This is a genomic window from Phocaeicola sp. RTP21198st1_B8_RTP21198_201120, assembly GCF_040929485.1.
Lineage (GTDB): Bacteria > Bacteroidota > Bacteroidia > Bacteroidales > Bacteroidaceae > Phocaeicola > Phocaeicola dorei.
Genome location: NZ_JBCOCI010000003.1, coordinates 39,365 through 58,758, shown reverse-complemented (window position 1 = coordinate 58,758; position 19,394 = coordinate 39,365). Strand labels below are relative to the sequence as shown.

Below are 19,394 nucleotides of genomic sequence, written 5' to 3'. Positions count from 1 at the left end.
ACCTTGTTTTCAAATATAAAAAATGCGTATCCCTAGCTGGAGATACGCATCTTTTATTTTATTATGAGACTATCTTCTTAATCTACCTGTCCCAATGAATTCCCATATTCCATTTCCCCCTGGACTACAAAGAATACATCATTGGGGTCATAAGGCCCCATTCCGTCTTTCTTGGCTTCCTTGACTATGTAATTCACAATTTCATCTTGATCAATATTAATGTATCCCTCTTCATCAGGTTGTACATCAAGGCATCCGCTGGAGGTATAGTAATCCACAATCACATCAAGAATATAATACAAATCATCCTCCGTGAATTTATCTTTCAAATCCTGAGGCAGATAATTTTTGATAAACTCTATCGTTTTTTGATCATCCTCATCTTCCAATAAGAAATCGTCTTCCATTCCCATAGTCGTATATATTAAAGGGTGAATATTCTTTTTATTACAGTAAAGCTTTAATTTTTTCTTCCAGCTGGGCCTTGGTCACTGCACCTACAGTCTTATCTTTCACTTCACCATCCTTGATAAAAAGAACGGTAGGAATGTTACGTACACCAAATTTACCGGTCAGTTCGTCGTTATCATCCACGTCGCACTTTCCAATTATTACCTGATCCTTATATTCTTCTGCCAAAGCTTCAACATCCGGAGCTATTTTTTTACAAGGACCACACCATGTTGCCCAAAAGTCCACTACTACAGGCTTGCCCGATGCCAGCAATTCTTCAAAATTGCTATCTTTAATTTCTAGTGCCATAATTATTATACTTAGTTATTTAAAATGTTAGCGCAAATATACTAATTAATTTTGTAAGAGAGCTGTGGTTGGCTCTTTAAATAAGTCATGATCTCTTTTTGAACCGAAATCTTCATAGTACGTGACATCAGATTGACATACATTTGTCCATCCTCATCCATTACATGAAAATAAAGCTCTGCATTACCGGGATTTGCCTTGATTAAGGCTGAAAACTCCGTTATCAGCTCTTCATCCAATGCAGACAAAGGAGCTGAAACTGTAAGTTTCTCAATAATCTTTTCCTTTACTTCTGGTAATAATTCAATAGTACTTATCTTCACCTCCCATTCTTCCTGCCGCCATTGTTTTGGCTGACATTTCCCTCGCATAAATAAAAACATACCAGTCATAAAAAAGTTCTTCTTCTCTACCCATTCATTACCGAAGAAAGCAAATTCCGCTGAGCCCGAATAATCTTCCACTTTAGCAATACCGTATGGTTTTCCCGTCTTGGTATATCCCTCACGCACTGCACTCACAATCCCCCCCATGGTTAAGTCTCTGTTCTGCAAAGGGGTTAAATCGGCAAGTTCCGCCATGTGGACATTACATACATTCTCTAATATAACAGCATACTCATCCAACGGATGGGCAGAAAGATAGATACCTACCAAATCACGTTCTTTATTCAAACGTTCCAAATCCCCCCATGCAGGAGACGGAATGATTTCGGGAGTAGCAATATCCACTTGATTCTCACCTCCAAACAAAGAATTTGCAGCTGCGGCTTTATCCATCTGATACTTATTTCCATAACGTACCAAAACTTCGGTAAAGGTTTCATCCTTAGCGTTCTTTACAAAGAAGTCTTCACGCTTTATTCCCGTGAAACTATCAAAAGCACCTGCCAAAGCCAAGTTTTCTATATTCTTACGATTACAAGCCGAAAGATTTACACGCTGTACAAAATCGAAAATATCTTTATATTCTCCATTTCTCTCACGTTCTTCAAGGATAGACTGCACAGCACTTTCCCCCACTCCCTTAATGGCTCCCAGCCCAAAACGGATATCCCCTTTACGGTTCACAGAAAACTTCAGATAACTTTCATTCACATCGGGTCCCTTGGTCATGATGCCAGTCGCCTTACTCTCATCCATCAATTTAGTAATTTCCGTGATATTCGAAATATTCCGGCTCATCGTAGCTGCCATATATTCCGCGGGATAGTTTGCTTTCAGAAAAGCAGTCTGATAAGCCACCCATGAATAACAAGTAGCATGAGATTTATTGAATGCATAAGAAGCAAACTTTTCCCAGTCCGTCCAAATCTTCTCAAGTACTTTGGGATCATGACCGTTCTTTCGTCCGCCTTCAATAAACTTAGGCTTCATATGGTCTAGTTTATCTCTTAGTTTTTTACCCATTGCTTTACGCAAGGCATCGGATTCGCCACGAGTGAAATCCGCCAACAAACGTGATAAAAGCATGACCTGCTCCTGATATACCGTAATACCATATGTATCTTTCAAATATTTCTCCATAATAGGAATATCATACTCAATAGGCTTACGGCCATGCTTACGGTCGATAAAGTCCGGAATATAATCCATAGGCCCCGGACGATAAAGAGCATTCATCGCAATCAAATCCTCAAAAGTACTAGGTTCCAATTCCCGCAAATATTTCTGCATACCGGCAGATTCGAACTGGAATGTACCAATCGTCCGTCCTTCACTATAAAGAGCATAAGTAGGAGGATCCGAAATGTCAACCTCGTCAATGTCCAAGATAATCCCCTTACTATGCTTAATATTTTCAATCGCCTCTTTGATAATAGAAAGAGTCTTCAGACCCAAAAAGTCCATCTTGATCAATCCAGTATCTTCAATAACTGAACCTTCATACTGAGTCACCAGCATTTTTTCACCGGTTTCCTTATCATCTGCCGTACTTACAGGCACCCAGTCCGTTATATCATCTCGACATATAATAGTACCGCACGCATGCACACCTGTATTACGGACATTCCCCTCCAACATCTTTGCATACTTTATCGTATCACGCAAAATAGGATCAGGTGAGACTTCCGCTGCCTGTAGTTCAGGAACATAAGCTATGGCATTAGTCAAATTCATTTTTTTATCAGGAATCTTATCCGGAACCAGCTTACACAAACGGTCAGACTCCGATAAAGGTAATTTCTGTACACGGGCTACATCCTTGATCGCTAGCTTGGTTGCCATCGTACCATATGTAATGATATGCGCCACCTTTTCCTGACCATATTTTTCAGTTACCCAATTCAGTACTCGTCCACGACCATCATCATCAAAATCCACATCAATATCAGGCAAAGAAATACGGTCGGGATTCAGGAAACGTTCGAACAGCAAATCGTATGCAATAGGGTCTATTTTAGTGATACCCAAACAATATGCTACGGCAGAACCTGCCGCCGATCCACGTCCCGGCCCTACAGACACGTCCAATTCTTCACGCGCGGCACGAATAAAATCCTGCACAATCAAGAAGTAACCCGGAAAACCCATCGTCTTCATAATATGAAGTTCGAATTTGATCCGTTCCTGCACTTCCTCATTCAAGACTTCTCCATAACGCTTGTACGCACCTTCCAACGCTAATTTCTTCAGATAATCAGCTTCCAGTTTAATACGATAGAGTTTGTCATAACCACCCAGTTTCTCTATTTTGGCTTTGGCGGCCTCCTCACTCATTACCACGTTACCGTTTTCATCTTGAGTGAACTCATCAAACAAGTCCTTTTCTGTATATTTCTTCCGATACCCCTCTTCTGTCCCAAAATCTTCAGGAATAGCAAAAGTAGGCATAATCGGTGCATGATCTATACTATAAAATTCCACCTGATCACAAATATCCACCGTATTTGAAAGAGCCTCGGGGACATCAGCGAAAACTTCATTCATCTCGGCACGTGTCTTCATCCACTCTTGCTTTGAATAGAGCATACGGTTAGGATCATCCAAATCCTTACCCGTACTCAGACAGATCAGCCTGTCGTGTGCTTCAGCATTCTCTTCATCTACAAAGTGAACGTCATTAGTACAAACCAGCTTGACATTGAATTTTCTAGAATACTCTATCAACTTTTCGTTAGCAATTTGCTGCAATTTATAAGCTTCATGATTCGCACGAGGAACCGTCGCTTTATGACGTTGCAATTCCAAATAGAAATCATCTCCGAATACACGTTTATACCATTGGATAGCCTCCTCTGCCTCTTCATATTTTCCAGCTATTATATTTCTAGGCACTTCTCCGGCAATACACGCTGTACAAACAATCAGCCCTTCATGGTATTTTTCCAATTCCACACGATCAGTACGCGGACGCATATAAAACCCTTCCGTCCATGCCTTTGACACTAATTTTATGAGGTTGTGGTATCCTTTTTCATTTTTAGCAAGCACTACCAAGTGATAACCACTTTGATCGGGTTTTCCTTCTTTGTTAAATAAACGACGGCGTGCCACATACATCTCACAACCGAAAATCGGTTTAAACAATTTCCTCTTTGCCGCCTCCAACTTCTCCTTGCACGCCACAAGTTCCGCCTCGGGATTATCACATTCCACCGTACCTTTTTCCAGTCCGGCTATTCTTTTCTTCAAATCCTTTATCTCACCGTTAGTACTGCTATTCTTCTTATTCACATAATTGAAGAATTCCTTGATACCGAACATATCACCATGGTCTGTTACGGCTATACCTTTCATTCCATCAGCCATAGCCTTGTCTACCAAACGTGGAATAGACGCCTGGCCATCAAGGATGGAATACTGGGTATGGACATGTAAATGGACAAAATCCTGCATAATCGTTACTCTCCTAAAAAATTGTCTAAAGATACTCCGCTTTCATAAAACCTGCAAAAAGATAAAGAAGAAGTTATCAACATTCGCTTTTTTTATCTTAAATGAAGTCGAAATAGGCATTTCTAACAACTTTTATTTGCAGGGTTTTCAAAATAAGTTTATTTTTGCACGATAATTGGTTTTATACAATCATGAACCGACTGAAGAAATTAAAGAAAATAAGACTACATAGAGAAGGAACAAGCATTTTAATTGTCAGTGCCATCCTATTAATTGGTATCAATGCCCTGTTGTTTTGGGGAATTGAGTGCAAAATTCCATTCTATATATTTGCCGCCGCAAGTATCGTTGTTTACCTGTTAATGGTTAACTTTTTCCGTTGTCCCATTCGATTATTCGAGCACGACACCGAAAAAATCGTAGTAGCCCCGGCAGACGGAAGGATAGTAGTTATAGAAGAAGTAGACGAACATGAATATTTTCATGACCGCCGGTTAATGATTTCTATTTTTATGAGCATTGTCAATGTACATGCCAATTGGTATCCCGTAGACGGAGTAGTGAAACATGTAGACCATCATAACGGTAAATTTATGAAAGCATGGCTGCCTAAGGCCAGTACGGAAAATGAACGTTCTATGGTCGTTATTGAAACTCCCGAAGGACATACCGTCATGGCGCGCCAAATAGCAGGAGCAATAGCCCGTCGAATCGTGACCTATGCCGAAGTAGGAGAAGATTGCTACATTGATGAACACATGGGTTTTATTAAATTCGGTTCGCGTGTAGATGTTTATCTTCCCTTAGGAACCGAAGTCTGTGTCAAGATGGGACAAGCGACTGTAGGTAACGAAACCGTCATTGCTAAACTAAAATAAAAAAATCACCAATGGCAAACTGTATCACACGCCACATTCCTAACGCAGTAACTTGCTGTAATCTATTCTCCGGTTGTATTGCCAGTGTCATGGCATTTAATGAAGACTATACCTTGGCCATCTCTTTTATTATACTAGGTGCTGTATTTGATTTCTTTGATGGCATGTTGGCACGTTTGTTCAAAGTATCAGGTCCTTTAGGAAAAGAATTAGACTCGTTGGCCGATGACATCACTTTTGGATTCGCTCCTTCCGCCATTGTCTTTTCCTTATTTAAAGAGGTACACTATCCTGATTTTCTATTGCCTGTTGCCGATTATATGCCTTATACCGCATTCCTTATTTCCGTATTTTCAGCTTTGCGTTTAGGCAAGTTCAATATAGACCCACGTCAGAGCAGTAGTTTTATTGGTATGCCCACTCCGGCTAATGCTTTATTTTGGGGATCATTGACTGTAGGAGCACATTCTTTCCTTATATCCGATTCTTTTAATGCGGCATATCTTTTCATTTTGGTAGTTATTATGTCATTATTGCTGGTGGCAGAAATCCCAATGTTCTCATTAAAATTCAAGAGTCTTGCCTGGAAACAGAACAAAGTCAGCTATATTTTCCTCATTGTATGCATCCCCCTGTTGATTTTTTTTAAAATCAGCAGTTTTGCAGCTATCATCCTGTGGTATATCATTCTATCTCTTTTAACTAAAAAAAGAGCGTAAACAATAAACGTGGCACGCTTGTTGTACGTGATATATAAAAAAAGAAATTACTATGTTTGGATTTTTAGGCTTTCTACTTATTATTTTTCTGCTGATTGTTTTTATCGGCTTCACTATATTAGGTAACATTTTGCGTGTATTGTTCGGGATCGGCAAACGTCCCCCCTATCAAAATCGAACTTCCACCCACCAGAAACAAAATACATATACTCAGAATCAAGCGAATGACGAGAATGAGAATTTTGCAGAATCCTCTTCTTCAAATAGACGTTCTCATTCGTCGGGAAACAGAAAAAAAATCTTTGATGAGGATGAGGGAGAGTATGTAGATTATGAAGAGGTGAAATAAGAATCATCGTTTTTTCTTAAAGAAATCTTTCATCAATCGGGCACATTCATCGGCAAGTATTCCTTTCACCACGATCGTCTTTGGGTGCAAGGCATCGGGAGCATATTTTTGATATCCCCTCTTTGGATCTTCAGCACCAAAGACAAGTTTTCCTGTCTGTGCCCAAGCTATAGCACCGGCACACATCACACACGGTTCCACTGTGACATACAAAGTACATTCATTCAGGTATTTTCCCCCCAATGTATTAGCCGCAGCAGTAACAGCCTGCATTTCGGCATGAGCTGTAACATCATTCAATGTTTCTGTCAGATTATGGCCACGGCCAATGATGCGGTCACGACAGACTACCACCGCCCCCACCGGAACTTCTCCCTGTTCAGCTGCTTTTACAGCCTCCATCAAGGCTTGTTTCATATAATAGGTATCATCTGCCATCTTATCTTCTCATATCATGTTCATTAAACAACGTAGGATAATCCTCTTCCATCTTCTGATGGATAAAAGTCAATACTGTTTCGCGTAACCAACGCGCCTTATTGGTTATCTTATATTTTTTAAGATAACAATCCACAATCCGTACCTCCTCTTCACTCATCAGACATACCATACGCTGCTTGCGTTTAGGGGTTGATGCCGGTACTTTTACCCTCTTTTTTACGTTGTTTGCCATATTCTCTGCAAAATTAGCTTTACTTCTGTAAATACAAAGCATAAAAAAGAGTATTTTTGCGCAAAAAGAAACAGAATGGCAGAACACAACGAATTTGGCAAGGAGGGAGAAGAAGAGGCCGCTGCATATCTCATAGATAAAGGATATTCCATCCGCCACCGGAATTGGCATTGCGGGAAAAAAGAACTGGATATTGTCGCCGAATATCGAAACGAACTAATTGTTATAGAGGTAAAGACCCGCAAGAATACTAGATTCGGTAATCCGGAAGATGCAGTAACAGATAAGAAAATTCGCAGAATCATAGCTTCAACTGATGTATACTTGCGTAAGTTCTCAGTAGATTTACCTGTACGTTTTGATATCATCACCTTAGTGGGCGAAAAGGCTCCTTTCACTATAGAGCATATTGAAGAAGCCTTTTATCCTCCGATTTGGTAGAAATATATACATTATATATGGACATAGAAACAATACGCGATTACTGTATCAGAAAGAAAGGAACAACAGAAGAATTTCCTTTTGATAATGTCACCTTAGTATTCAAAGTCATGGGGAAAATGTATGCCTGCATCGGATTGGACAACCCGGAATGGCTATCTTTAAAATGTAAACCCGAATATGCCTTGGAATTAAGAGAACATCATTCCGGCATTGAAGGAGCCTATCACTTCAATAAGAAATATTGGAACCAAGTATCATTACAAGGTGACATTGACGACAAACTGATTTTATTACTGATAGACCACTCATACGAAGAGGTTATCAAAAAATTCACCCGTAAACTTAAAAAAGAATATGATAAAATCCCCTAACTGGTTAAGCAAAATCTTAAAAGAAGAAACTGTAACCTCTACAAACGACCGACTTGCAGAACTTTGTCAGGAAAAAGAAATCAAGGAATTCACCACGCTTATGGCAGAATATCAAACCGCCGGAAAAGGGCAGCGTGGGAATTCATGGGAATCAGAATATGGCAAGAATCTGACATTCAGCACTGTATTTTATCCCCAAACAATCGCCCCCGCCAGTCAGTTCATTTTATCTATGGCGGTAGCTTCTGCCATTCGTACCGCATTGGCCCATTACGTCCATGCAGATTGCCTGCAAATAAAATGGCCCAATGATATCTATTGGAAAGACAAAAAAATAGTCGGCATATTGATTGAAAATGATTTAACAGGAAGCCAAATTTCACAAAGCATTGTTGGAATAGGAATCAATATTAACCAGGAAGAATTTCATTCATCCGCCCCCAACCCTGTTTCATTAAGACAAATTACTCAAAAGGAAACAGACAGAATGGAAGTTTTAAACAGCGTATTGGAACATATCATAAACCTCTATTCCCGGATAGAAAACAGAGAAACTGATATCATCACCAAAATTCAGGAATACTACCTGAAAGCACAATATCGCAAGGAAGGTTATCACCCCTATTGCGATGCAAAAGGAGAGTTTACTGCCAAACTGATCCGTGTGGAACCCGACGGACATTTGATTCTGAAAGATAAAAACGGTTCTCTTAGAAAATATACCTTCAAAGAAGTTAAATATATCCTTTAGTTGTCCTTCCCTTCAGGAACCATCAACATTCCTCCAGTGGCATGGCGTTCTGTCGATTGATACACAGATTCCCCCCTCATAATCGATTTAGATAACGTATTCATGCCTCTGGCTGATCGTTTTACTCCTGTAATCAAGGAGATGGCTTTACCCAGCATGAATTCATCCGGATCACCCAATGGTAATAAAGCGTCCGTCGGATTTTGAGTCAAATCATACTCGTTCCATTCTATATCCGGTTTAAAACCGGCACTGTAGTCATAATTCACCGCATTAGTCACTCTCAATGTAATAGGCCAATACATCCATTCATATTTATCATTTTTCTGCATCTCCATTCCTACATTTTTTCCTTCTGTCAATTCGCCAATAAGGATAACATCCATAAATGGGTTGAGGCTGTTAATAACGACTTCCGAAGAAGAAGCCGTACTTTGGCTTGTCAATATATAAATTCGATTGGAATTAAGTTTCAAGTAACCTGCCGTTCCTTTCGTCTCCACACAAAAATCATTAGAATAGGATTGTCCTTTATTGTCAGAGAAAACAGCAAATACTTTTTTTCGAGAAGCTTCTGGTATGAGGAGTCCTGCAAGCATATTAGCAGAATTCTCATATCCACCTCCATTATATCGCAAGTCCAACACAAATTCGTTCACACCTTGTGCCTGAAATCCGGCAAATATCTTCTTCATTTCCTCATCATAGGTACGATCCGAATACCCATTCGGTCCGGGAGTAAAATGATTATAAACCAAATACCCTATCTTTTTATCTCCCCGAGTATATACATTGTGATAGAATAAGGGATTGTCCTCCACGGCCCGGGAAGCTTCTATATCAATAGTTCTGACCTCTGTATCGCCACGTTTGACGAGCCATTGAGTCCTATCCCCATTTAATAAGATTCCATAATTATCGGAATTAATATTATTTTTCCCTTTAACACCCACGATCCAATCCCCTCTTTCCAAACCTGCACTTGATGCCGGACTATTAGGAAGAACATACAGGATACGGGCATAATAATATCCTAAAGGTTGATTACTATCGTTTACAACATTAAATAAAGTAAACTCCATACCATAAGTATCATCCGCATCAATGCTGGTACGTGCTTTATAATCTTTATTCTTCTCCATATAAGAATAATAATAAAGATGCTTTCCGTTTCTCGTCTTTCCATCTTTCAAACTGAGCATAGAGCTAAAAAATGTTTGGGGATCAGCAGAGAAATCCAATTTATCTTGAGCAGGAATGTCGTTATTCCACAAATAATCACTGCGCATGACACTCTCTATCCACTCATTGACTTCCAACTCCGTGTTGCCATTTCCCGGTTCATTTCCTTTAGCCGGAGTATCATCCGAACATGACATACCTAACAGACATAACAATAAGCCCAACCAAATATGGATTTGAAAATTCTCTTTCATAATTCTCCTGTTTTGATCATTTTAATAACCGCAAATATATCTATAATCCAATGATATATCATCTTAAACAACAACAAATTTCAGTTCAAATTTAAATTTTCATTGGTTATTTATGAGAAAGAGAGTACCTTTGTATCCATCTATCAATCTACACTCATGATTCAACTTAATAACGGAAACAAAAAAATACTTCAAATTGCCATCCCTTCTATCGTTTCAAACATTACAGTTCCTCTGTTGGGTTTGATTGATGTTACTATTGTAGGTCATTTGGGCTCTGCCGCCTACATCGGAGCAATAGCTGTAGGCGGAATGCTTTTCAACATCATCTACTGGATTTTCGGTTTTCTGCGTATGGGAACCAGCGGCATGACTTCACAAGCATACGGCAGGCACGACCTGAATGAAGTCACCCGGTTACTACTCCGTTCCGTCGGAGTAGGATTATTCATTGCATTTACTTTGCTAGCCTTGCAATATCCTATAGAAAGAATTGCATTCACCTTTATCCAAACGACTGAAGAAGTAGAACATCTGGCCGGTCTCTATTTCCGTATCTGTACTTGGGGAGCACCGGCTGTATTAGGGCTTTACAGTTTTGCCGGCTGGTATATCGGTATGCAAAATTCCCGTTTCCCCATGTATATAGCCATCACACAAAATATAGTGAACATTGCGGTCAGTCTTCTTCTAGTATATGGATTAGGAATGAAAATAGAAGGTGTCGCTATCGGAACATTAACTGCACAATATGCCGGGCTAGTCATGGCATATTTGTTGTGGTTACGCTACTACAGCACCCTGCGGAAACGCATAGAATGGCATTCCTTCTTTGACAAACAGGCCATGTACCGTTTCTTCCAAGTAAACAGGGATATCTTTTTCCGTACCATCTGCCTGGTGGCGGTTACTGTCTTTTTCACCTCGGCAGGTGCGGCACAAGGAGAAGTGGTGTTGGCGGTCAATACATTACTTATGCAATTATTCACTTTATTCTCCTACATTATGGACGGCTTCGCATACGCCGGAGAAGCATTGACAGGAAGATATATCGGAGCCAATAATCAGAAAGCACTCCACACGACGGTTCGCCAACTATTCGGCTGGGGACTAGGATTATCACTTAGTTTCACCTTATTATATAGTATAGGAGGACAATCCTTTCTCGGATTACTGACTAACGAAACAACTGTCATTCATGCTTCCGAAAGTTATTTTTATTGGGTACTTGCCATTCCTTTGGCAGGCTTCTCTGCTTTTTTGTTCGATGGAATATTCATCGGTGCGACAGCCACCCATCTGATGCTGAAAGCCATGATAGCAGCTTCTGTCAGTTTCTTTCTTATTTACTACGGTTTCCGGGGAGCAATGGGCAATCACGCTTTATGGATGGCATTCATTACCTATCTTCTACTTCGCGGAGTAATGCAAGGAGTTATGGGAAGAAATATTTTAGGATATAAAACAAGTAAAAAAGATTAATATTTTTATCTTTGCAAAAAACTAAAAAACAAACCAATATGGCAAGATTTAAAAGAATTCTACTAAAGCTGAGCGGCGAAAGCCTGATGGGCGAAAAGCAATATGGTATAGACGAAAAGCGTCTGGGTGAATATGCGCAACAAATCAAGGAGATACACGACCTTGGCGTACAAATAGGTATTGTAATCGGTGGTGGAAATATCTTCCGTGGGCTGAGTGGAGCTTCTAAAGGTTTTGACCGTGTAAAAGGTGACCAAATGGGAATGTTGGCAACCGTTATCAACAGCTTGGGATTGAGTTCCGCATTGGGAGCAGCCGGAGTCAAGGCACGTGTATTGACAGCTATCCGCATGGAACCCATCGGTGAGTTTTACAACAAATGGAAAGCGATTGAAGCGATGGAAAACGGAGAAGTTGTAATTATGTCTGCCGGAACAGGCAATCCGTTTTTTACTACCGATACCGGGTCTTCCCTACGTGGTATCGAGATAGAAGCCGATGTGATGCTGAAAGGAACACGCGTGGACGGCATTTATACAGCTGATCCTGAAAAGGACCCCACTGCTACGAAATTTGACGATATCACCTACGATGAGGTATTAAAGCGCGGTTTGAAAGTAATGGATCTTACAGCAACCTGCATGTGCAAGGAAAACAACCTACCCATTATCGTTTTCGACATGGACACAGTAGGTAACCTGAAAAAAGTAATGACCGGTGAAAATATAGGAACACTGGTACACAACTGATATTCTCATCAAGTTCATCCATTTGTCATTCCTTATTTCCTTCTAAATGACAAATGGGTGAACAGTTTTTCTCTGTCTTACCATTTTTTCCACAAATTCGTTCTTTATTGACACATATTCCTTAAAAAAGAGACTCAACCGATAGATTTTCCATCTAAATGAACAATTATTCATGGACTTATAGCGTTAATTAGCCTATTTTTACATCAGCAAAAAATGTAAATCATTCAAAGACTATAAAAACGACAGGAAATACCATGAAAAATTACTGTTACATCTATTTATTGGCCGCCTGCATGGCACCCATGTCTCTCCAAGCTAAAAAAGCAATTCCGTACAGTGGAGAAGTATGCATAGCCCCTCTCCCTACAGTCCCCACACCCCTTCCCGGTATATCTTCCGATTCATATGCCCAGCGCTTTGCCGACTCTGAGATGCTCCGCTTTCCCAAAGCCTATCAGCTAGATCATGGCAAACGGCTCTTTTTCGGGTATTCACAAGGAGTAGGCTGTTGCGCCATGCTGGATATGTGGAAAAATACCGGTGACAAACGTTACTTTACTTATGTTGAGGAATGGGCGGATAGTTTGATTAACGAAAAAGGAGAAATCCACCTCTATGATATGTCAACTTACAACCTAGATTACATCAATTCAGGAAAAGTTCTGTTTGACCTCTATAAAGAAACAGGCAAAGAAAAATACAAAGCAGCTATGGACTTACTGGTAGAACAACTCAAAAGACAACCACGTACGCTGGAAGGTGGCTTCTGGCATAAATTGATCTATCAACATCAGATGTGGCTGGACGGACTTTATATGGCTTCCCCTTTCCTAGCCCGCTATGGAGCGGAATTCAACCGTCCTGATCTGATTGATGAGGCGGTAAAACAATTCACACTTTGCCACAAACATACCTATTCACCGGAAACCGGATTATATCATCATGCCTGGGACGAGAGCAAATCCCAACGTTGGGCAAATCCGCAAGACGGTACTTCACCTAATTTTTGGGGACGCAGTATAGGCTGGTGGTTCATGGCCATGGTAGATGTACTGGACTATATTCCCGACAACCACCCCGGACGTGCCTCGCTTATCAGTTGGATTCAAGGTTTGGCAGAAAGCCTGCCCAACTATCAAAGAGACGGTCTATGGTATCAGGTAATAGACCAGCCCGAGCGTGAAGGTAATTTTCCCGAAGCATCCGTAACCACCCAATGTATGTATGCTTATGCCAAAGCGGTGAACAAAGGATATATAGATGCCCAATACCGGACCATCGCGGAAAAAGCCTTCAACGGATTAAAGCAAACATTGCTTCTCGAGAACCCCGACGGAACTCTGACGCTGACCCGTTGCTGCCAAGTAGGCGGACTAGGCGGCACTCCTTACCGCGACGGAAGCTTTGAATATTACATTGGCGAAAAAATGCGTGACAACGATGCCAAAGCTACCGGTCCTTTCATCATGGGTTGCCTGCAGCTTGGCAAATAGAATCATATCGCATAAACAACAGAATTATCCATCTTTTTAAATTAGCTATATACAATGAAACACACCATTTATGCTCTGACAATGTTTGCATTGGCTGCTTGCACCCCTCCCAAAGAGAAAGCCATAGACCGCCATGCACTGGTAACACGCAATAATCCGGAAGTGACTGCCATGGATTCATTATCCTCCCTGTCGGTAGGGAACGGAGAATTTGCCTATACGGTAGATGCTACAGGATTGCAGACTTTTCCCGAAGTCTATAAAAACGGAGTTCCACTGGGTACACAAAGCCAATGGGGATGGCACAGCTTCGGAAATCCCGAAAACTATAAACCGGAGGAAGCCTTGGTGGAGTATGACTTCGGCCACGGGCACAAAGAGCTATATGCCACCCAACCCAAAGAACCCGGCAGAGCAAAGGAAGCATCCGACTGGTATCGTGTAAACCCACACCGCCTGCATCTGGGTATCATCGGACTCGAATTAGGAAATGAAGTACGTCCCTCGGATGTGCAAAACATACAGCAATCACTGGATATGTGGAACGGTATTATCAACAGCCGGTTCACTCTCAAAGAAACTCCCTACTACATTCAGACAGTCTGCCATCCGGAGCGTGATATGATTGCCGCACGCCTATCGGCCCGACAACCTGCCGGCATCAAGTTTCACTTCCCCTATCCCACGGGCGGTCACTGTGACGATGCTTGTAATTGGGAGGCGAATGATAAGCATAGCACGACCCTGATCAGTGAAGACGCACAATCGGCCGTGTTAAAAAGAACACTCGACGCAACCACCTATTATGTAACAATCAGTTGGGAAGGCCCTGCGAAGCTAAGTGAGAAAAGTGCAAACTATTTCGTACTCACGCCAACGGACAGTATATTTACATTCACCTGCCAATTCACACCACAAGTATCCGCTTCTCCCATTCTGACTTTTACAGAAGTACAACAAGTCTCTTCCGGACACTGGAAAAATTACTGGACACAGGGAGCTGTTGCCGACTTCTCACAATGTACTGATGTCCGGGCCAAAGAATTGGAACGCCGGGTCGTATTAAGCCAATATCTGCTCGCTATCCAATGCGCAGGCTCAACCCCGCCACAGGAAACCGGACTAACTTACAACTCCTGGTTCGGGAAATTCCATTTGGAAATGATCTGGTGGCATCAGGCACAATTCGCCTTATGGGGACATCCCGAATTGTTGGACCGCACTTTATCCTGGTATGAAACCGTGGAACCCATAGCCCGCCAGATAGCGGAAAGACAAGGTTTCAAAGGCATACGATGGATGAAAATGACTGATCCCAGCGGTCTTGAAGCCCCCTCTAAAGTAGGCAGCTTCCTGATCTGGCAACAGCCTCATCTCATCTACCTGGCAGAATTGCTCTATCGGGCTAATCCATCGGAAGAACTGCTAAAAAAATACAATAACCTGATACAGGAAACCGCCGAATTCATGTATTCATTCGCCACATACGAGGAAGAGCACGACCGTTATGTCTTGAAAGGTGCTATCCCCGCACAGGAAACGTTGCGCGCTGCCGAAACTGTCAATCCGCCTTTTGAGCTTTCGTACTGGCATTTCGCCATGCAAGTTGCCCAAACATGGCGTGAACGTACAGGGATGGAACGTGTACCCGAATGGGATGTACTGATAGAGAAATTATCTCCGCTGGCATACAACGACGAACAGCTGTATCTGGCAGCCGAGACCGCGGTGGATACCTATAAAGATATCCGTTTTACCTCAGATCACATGGCAGTGCTGGGCGCTGTCGGCATCCTGCCCATGAATCAGCTGATTCATGCCGGATATATGAAAAACACCCTGCACTGGATTTGGGATAACTGGAACTGGGACAAGACCTGGGGCTGGGATTATCCGATGACAGCCATGAATGCCGCCCGAATGGGTGAGCCTGAGAAGGCAGTCAGCGCATTATTGATGGACAAACGTACCAACACCTATCTGGTAAACGGTCACAATTACCAGGACGGGCGTCTGCGTATTTACCTGCCCGGCAACGGTGGATTACTGACCACAGTCGCTATGATGTGCGCCGGATGGGATGGATCGGAAGGGAACAATCCCGGATTTCCGAAAGATGGCAAATGGAATGTACGCTGGGAAGGATTACAGCCATTACCGTAAGAACAGGAGTTAGTAGTTATCATCATGAAAACGACATATTTACTTCTATGCCTGTTGGGCATCGGTAGCGTTTCCGGCGCAGGACAAACCAAGCAGCCACAAAAGATAGGCGATTTCATAGAATCCACTTCGTACAACGAGCATCGCCGGAATGCCACCCGAAGCCTGCAATATACTCCTGACGGAGACGATTTTGTCTGCATCAACGGTAAGAATCGCTTTACCCGTGCCTTATACGGCAGCCACACAGCATTCCGGCTGGAGACAAGCGACCGGCCCGTATTCGCTGCTTATACCAAGAAGAACCCGAAACACATCTGCTTTAAACTGCAGACCTCCGGAGGAACGGTAGCCCTTGATTCTACCGAACACTGCGAGTCCCGTTATACAGCGGGACGCCGCAGCTACAATTTATTCCACCCATCCTTCGAAGGTGGAAACTTATCTATTGCCACATTGGCACTTCCCGATAAAGAAGGGGCCATCTGGCAATTCAACGCCCGGAATTTCAAGGGATCCAATCCCATTCTACTGACATCCATTTCAGAGATACGTAATTCCAAGCTAAACCGTAACGGAGATATGGGAGCCGACCCTGCCGACAGTTTCGAAGCTCCTCTCCAGCCTCAACAGTTACAATCCTGCCCGGCACAGATAGATGGAACACTTTATATTCTATTGGAAAACCAGGAACTACGTACACTGACAACTGCCGAAGGCGAAACCCTGTTTAAAAAAGCAGAAGCTGCCCGCTCCGAAACAGCCTCACGCATCCGCATTGAAACACCCGACCCTTATTTCAACACCTTAGGAGGCACTCTGGCCATGGCAGCTGATGGAATCTGGGACGGCGAAGTATGGTTACACGGTGCCATAGGATGGCGGATGCCACTCAGTGGTTGGCGAGCCGCTTATACCGGCGATGTTTTGGGATGGCATGACCGTGCCCGGACCCATTTCAACGCATACGCGGCAAGTCAGGTCACCGAAGTGCCCAACACCCTCCCCCATCCGGCACAAGATTCCGCCCTGCATCTGGCACGTTCCGTCAAGAAATGGGGTACCCCCCAATACAGTAACGGATACATCTGCCGTAATCCGCATCGCAATAATCAGATGCACCACTACGACATGAACCTTTGTTACATAGACGAATTGTTATGGCATTTCAAATGGACGGGGGACTTGGATTATGTCCGCCAAATGTGGCCTGTCATCACCCGTCACCTCGCATGGGAAAAGCTGAACTACGACCCAGATAACGACGGGCTGTATGACGCATACGCCTGCATTTGGGCCAGTGACGCCCTTTATTACAATAGCGGAGGAGTCACCCATTCATCGGCTTATAACTACCGTGCCAACAAGACAGCGGCCCAATTGGCTGAAAAGATAGGCGAAGATCCCACTCCTTACCGCAACGAAGCCGAAAAGATTCTGAAAGCCATGAACGAGAGGCTATGGCTTCCCGGTAAAGGACATTGGGCGGAATATCAAGATTTTATGGGACACAAGCGAGTACACGAAAGTGCCGCTGTATGGACCATTTATCATGCTATAGACAGCGAGACAGCTAACCCGTTCCAAGCCTATCAGGCTACCCGTTATATAGACACAGCCATTCCTCATATTCCCGTCACAGCCCATGGATTAAAAGAGAATGGATATGCCACTATCGCCACCACCAACTGGCTACCCTACTCATGGAGTGTCAATAATATCGCCTTTGCCGAAGTCATGCATACCGCATTGTCATACTTCCAGGCCGGACGTGCCGAGGCCGGATACAAACTTTTGAAAAGCTCTGTTCTAGACGGCATGTATCTAGGAGACAGTCCGGGCAACTTCGGCCAGATCAGCTTCTATGATGCCGCACGCGGAGAATGCTACCGGGATTTCGGCGATCCCATCGGGGTCGCTTCACGAGTACTGATCCAAGGACTGTTCGGTATCCTGCCGGATGCCCTGAACCAGCAAATCATCCTCCGGCCGGGCTTTCCGGACGACTGGGACAAGGCTTCCGTCAGTACTCCCGATATAAGCTATCGCTTTACCCGAAAAGAAGATACGGACACCTATCATATCACACAACGGTTCCAGACTCCTCTCCATCCGGTATTGCAAATCAATGCCAGAAAAGAGAAGATCCGTTCAGTAAAAGTGAATGGTGTTCCTGCCACATGGCAATCCATCGAATCGGCCCATGGCTATCCTCTTCTTTCAATCCAGGCGGAAGGAACATCTTCAACCACCATTACCATCGAATGGGAAGGAGCATCACTTCATACGTTGGCAGTCCAAGAACTAGTCATCGCTTCAAACGGGAAGTTGGCTTTGCAAATACCTTCGGGAGCATCCATCTCCCAAGTATATGATCCTCAGAGCGTTTTAGCAAAACACACAGTGGAAGCCACCGCTTTCAACGCACAGCTAAAAGGTGAACCGGGACACCACACTTTCTTTGTTTACACTCATCAAGGAGAAATGGATTGGTGGCAACCTGTTAATATCTATATAGAGAACACCCAGAAAGCCCCTTCCTATACAGACTTTGCAGATATCCGTCCCGAAAAATGCCGGATGATTGATTTTGACAGACAACTGAATGCTTCTGTCACCGATATTTATCAAAATGAATACCTGTCTCCCCGGTCTCCATACACTACTTTGCAACTTCCCACACAGGGAATAGGAGAATGGTGTCATCCGCTGCTGAGCGCTACCATAGACGACTCGGGATTACGCAGCCTTGTACATCATGATACTTTCCAAACGTCTTTAGGCATCCCTTTCCGTCTGAAAGAAAAAGGGAACAACATTCTTTTCACCTCCCTATGGGATAATTACCCGGACAGTTCCACCATCTCACTATCTGGTACAGCCTCACATGCTTATCTGCTGATGGCGGGAAGTACCAACCACATGCAATGCCACATTGCCAATGGAATAATCCGCATACACTATGCAGACGGAACTTCCCAAGCAACGGAGTTGATCAATCCGGACAACTGGTGTCCCATAGAACAAGACCTCTATGTGGACGGCAAAGCGTTCCAAGTACCTGCTCCCCGGCCGTACCGTCTGCACTTGAAAAGCGGTAAAGTAAGCCGTGACCTGGGTAAAGAACTCAACATCACTGGTGTATATGGACGTGAGATAGAAGGTGGTGCAGGCATATTGCTCGATATTCCTTTGGATCATTCCAAGGAACTAAAAGGGCTGACCCTGGAAACCCTGTCCAATGATGTAGTGATAGGAATAATGGGAATCACTTTGCAATAA

Annotated in this window: 17 protein-coding genes; 11 read left to right on the top strand and 6 right to left on the bottom strand. The window is 43.0% G+C overall.

What is annotated here, in order from left to right:
- Window positions 1–77: 77 nt before the first annotated feature.
- From AB5935_RS02770 to dnaE, 3 genes are read right to left on the bottom strand one after another with little or no spacing between them, the layout of a single operon-like run.
- Window positions 78–413 (bottom strand): hypothetical protein, encoded by a 336-nt coding sequence (locus AB5935_RS02770; RefSeq protein ID WP_007836345.1) that lies wholly within the window; start codon window positions 411–413, stop codon window positions 78–80.
- Window positions 414–447: 34 nt separating this feature from the next.
- On the bottom strand, window positions 448–762 hold the full coding sequence (trxA, locus tag AB5935_RS02765; protein ID WP_005839896.1) for a thioredoxin: 315 nt from the start codon (window positions 760–762) through the stop codon (window positions 448–450).
- 41 nt (window positions 763–803) lie between these two features.
- Complete coding sequence (dnaE, locus tag AB5935_RS02760) at window positions 804–4,601, bottom strand: DNA polymerase III subunit alpha (protein WP_038611147.1); 3,798 nt, start codon at window positions 4,599–4,601, stop codon at window positions 804–806.
- 191 nt (window positions 4,602–4,792) lie between these two features.
- On the opposite strand from dnaE, the gene AB5935_RS02755 reads away from it, so the two are divergent.
- From AB5935_RS02755 to AB5935_RS02745, 3 genes are read left to right on the top strand one after another with little or no spacing between them, the layout of a single operon-like run.
- Window positions 4,793–5,479, top strand: a complete 687-nt coding sequence (locus tag AB5935_RS02755) for a phosphatidylserine decarboxylase family protein (RefSeq protein WP_007845884.1) — start codon at window positions 4,793–4,795, stop codon at window positions 5,477–5,479.
- An 11-nt stretch (window positions 5,480–5,490) separates the two neighbouring features.
- Window positions 5,491–6,198, top strand: a complete 708-nt coding sequence (locus tag AB5935_RS02750; protein WP_007840653.1) for a CDP-alcohol phosphatidyltransferase family protein — start codon at window positions 5,491–5,493, stop codon at window positions 6,196–6,198.
- A 52-nt stretch (window positions 6,199–6,250) separates the two neighbouring features.
- On the top strand, window positions 6,251–6,547 hold the full coding sequence (locus tag AB5935_RS02745) for a DUF4834 family protein (RefSeq protein ID WP_007839287.1): 297 nt from the start codon (window positions 6,251–6,253) through the stop codon (window positions 6,545–6,547).
- 3 nt (window positions 6,548–6,550) lie between these two features.
- On the opposite strand, the gene AB5935_RS02740 is transcribed toward AB5935_RS02745, so the two are convergent.
- Entirely contained in the window at window positions 6,551–6,985 is a 435-nt protein-coding gene (locus AB5935_RS02740) for a nucleoside deaminase (protein WP_005839880.1), read from the bottom strand.
- A 1-nt stretch (window position 6,986) separates the two neighbouring features.
- Window positions 6,987–7,220: a hypothetical protein gene (locus AB5935_RS02735; RefSeq protein WP_008674910.1), complete on the bottom strand. Its 234-nt coding sequence runs from the start codon at window positions 7,218–7,220 to the stop codon at window positions 6,987–6,989.
- Window positions 7,221–7,295: 75 nt separating this feature from the next.
- On the opposite strand from AB5935_RS02735, the gene AB5935_RS02730 reads away from it, so the two are divergent.
- From AB5935_RS02730 to AB5935_RS02720, 3 genes are read left to right on the top strand one after another with little or no spacing between them, the layout of a single operon-like run.
- Entirely contained in the window at window positions 7,296–7,661 is a 366-nt protein-coding gene (locus AB5935_RS02730; protein ID WP_007845885.1) for a YraN family protein, read from the top strand.
- Window positions 7,662–7,678: 17 nt separating this feature from the next.
- Window positions 7,679–8,035: an MmcQ/YjbR family DNA-binding protein gene (locus tag AB5935_RS02725; protein WP_007856201.1), complete on the top strand. Its 357-nt coding sequence runs from the start codon at window positions 7,679–7,681 to the stop codon at window positions 8,033–8,035.
- The gene (locus tag AB5935_RS02720) at window positions 8,019–8,786 is read left to right on the top strand and encodes a biotin--[acetyl-CoA-carboxylase] ligase (protein ID WP_007856200.1); all 768 of its coding nucleotides are present in this window, start codon (window positions 8,019–8,021) and stop codon (window positions 8,784–8,786) included. The genes AB5935_RS02725 and AB5935_RS02720 overlap by 17 nt, the downstream gene beginning before the upstream one ends.
- Here AB5935_RS02720 and AB5935_RS02715 read toward each other — a convergent pair.
- Entirely contained in the window at window positions 8,783–10,222 is a 1,440-nt protein-coding gene (locus AB5935_RS02715) for a S41 family peptidase (RefSeq protein ID WP_007856199.1), read from the bottom strand. The genes AB5935_RS02720 and AB5935_RS02715 overlap by 4 nt on opposite strands.
- Window positions 10,223–10,378: 156 nt before the next feature.
- Between AB5935_RS02715 and AB5935_RS02710 the strand changes: the two genes are divergently transcribed.
- From AB5935_RS02710 to AB5935_RS02690, 5 genes are all read left to right on the top strand, one after another.
- Window positions 10,379–11,704 carry an MATE family efflux transporter gene (locus tag AB5935_RS02710; RefSeq protein ID WP_038611150.1) on the top strand — a complete coding sequence of 442 codons (1,326 nt, stop codon included), beginning with the start codon at window positions 10,379–10,381 and terminating at the stop codon, window positions 11,702–11,704.
- Between the two features lie 38 nt (window positions 11,705–11,742).
- The gene (gene pyrH, locus AB5935_RS02705) at window positions 11,743–12,453 is read left to right on the top strand and encodes a UMP kinase (protein ID WP_005839859.1); all 711 of its coding nucleotides are present in this window, start codon (window positions 11,743–11,745) and stop codon (window positions 12,451–12,453) included.
- Window positions 12,454–12,710: 257 nt separating this feature from the next.
- Window positions 12,711–13,949: a glycoside hydrolase family 105 protein gene (locus AB5935_RS02700; protein WP_007840648.1), complete on the top strand. Its 1,239-nt coding sequence runs from the start codon at window positions 12,711–12,713 to the stop codon at window positions 13,947–13,949.
- Window positions 13,950–14,003: 54 nt separating this feature from the next.
- Window positions 14,004–16,112 (top strand): hypothetical protein, encoded by a 2,109-nt coding sequence (locus AB5935_RS02695; protein WP_038611153.1) that lies wholly within the window; start codon window positions 14,004–14,006, stop codon window positions 16,110–16,112.
- Window positions 16,113–16,136: 24 nt separating this feature from the next.
- Window positions 16,137–19,394, top strand: coding sequence for a DUF4450 domain-containing protein (locus AB5935_RS02690; RefSeq protein WP_038611156.1), 3,258 nt, complete (start codon window positions 16,137–16,139; stop codon window positions 19,392–19,394).

What these genes read in the sequence shown, in the direction of transcription:
- AB5935_RS02735 (WP_008674910.1), bottom strand. Translation starts at nt 7,220, where the DNA reads ATGGCAAACAACGTAAAAAAGAGGGTAAAAGTACCGGCATCAACCCCT.
- AB5935_RS02750 (WP_007840653.1), top strand. Translation starts at nt 5,491, where the DNA reads ATGGCAAACTGTATCACACGCCACATTCCTAACGCAGTAACTTGCTGT.
- AB5935_RS02740 (WP_005839880.1), bottom strand. Translation starts at nt 6,985, where the DNA reads ATGGCAGATGATACCTATTATATGAAACAAGCCTTGATGGAGGCTGTA.
- AB5935_RS02695 (WP_038611153.1), top strand. Translation starts at nt 14,004, where the DNA reads ATGAAACACACCATTTATGCTCTGACAATGTTTGCATTGGCTGCTTGC.
- AB5935_RS02710 (WP_038611150.1), top strand. Translation starts at nt 10,379, where the DNA reads ATGATTCAACTTAATAACGGAAACAAAAAAATACTTCAAATTGCCATC.
- AB5935_RS02725 (WP_007856201.1), top strand. Translation starts at nt 7,679, where the DNA reads ATGGACATAGAAACAATACGCGATTACTGTATCAGAAAGAAAGGAACA.
- AB5935_RS02700 (WP_007840648.1), top strand. Translation starts at nt 12,711, where the DNA reads ATGAAAAATTACTGTTACATCTATTTATTGGCCGCCTGCATGGCACCC.
- AB5935_RS02690 (WP_038611156.1), top strand. Translation starts at nt 16,137, where the DNA reads ATGAAAACGACATATTTACTTCTATGCCTGTTGGGCATCGGTAGCGTT.
- AB5935_RS02770 (WP_007836345.1), bottom strand. Translation starts at nt 413, where the DNA reads ATGGGAATGGAAGACGATTTCTTATTGGAAGATGAGGATGATCAAAAA.
- AB5935_RS02730 (WP_007845885.1), top strand. Translation starts at nt 7,296, where the DNA reads ATGGCAGAACACAACGAATTTGGCAAGGAGGGAGAAGAAGAGGCCGCT.
- dnaE (WP_038611147.1), bottom strand. Translation starts at nt 4,601, where the DNA reads ATGCAGGATTTTGTCCATTTACATGTCCATACCCAGTATTCCATCCTT.
- AB5935_RS02720 (WP_007856200.1), top strand. Translation starts at nt 8,019, where the DNA reads ATGATAAAATCCCCTAACTGGTTAAGCAAAATCTTAAAAGAAGAAACT.
- pyrH (WP_005839859.1), top strand. Translation starts at nt 11,743, where the DNA reads ATGGCAAGATTTAAAAGAATTCTACTAAAGCTGAGCGGCGAAAGCCTG.
- AB5935_RS02745 (WP_007839287.1), top strand. Translation starts at nt 6,251, where the DNA reads ATGTTTGGATTTTTAGGCTTTCTACTTATTATTTTTCTGCTGATTGTT.
- AB5935_RS02755 (WP_007845884.1), top strand. Translation starts at nt 4,793, where the DNA reads ATGAACCGACTGAAGAAATTAAAGAAAATAAGACTACATAGAGAAGGA.
- trxA (WP_005839896.1), bottom strand. Translation starts at nt 762, where the DNA reads ATGGCACTAGAAATTAAAGATAGCAATTTTGAAGAATTGCTGGCATCG.
- AB5935_RS02715 (WP_007856199.1), bottom strand. Translation starts at nt 10,222, where the DNA reads ATGAAAGAGAATTTTCAAATCCATATTTGGTTGGGCTTATTGTTATGT.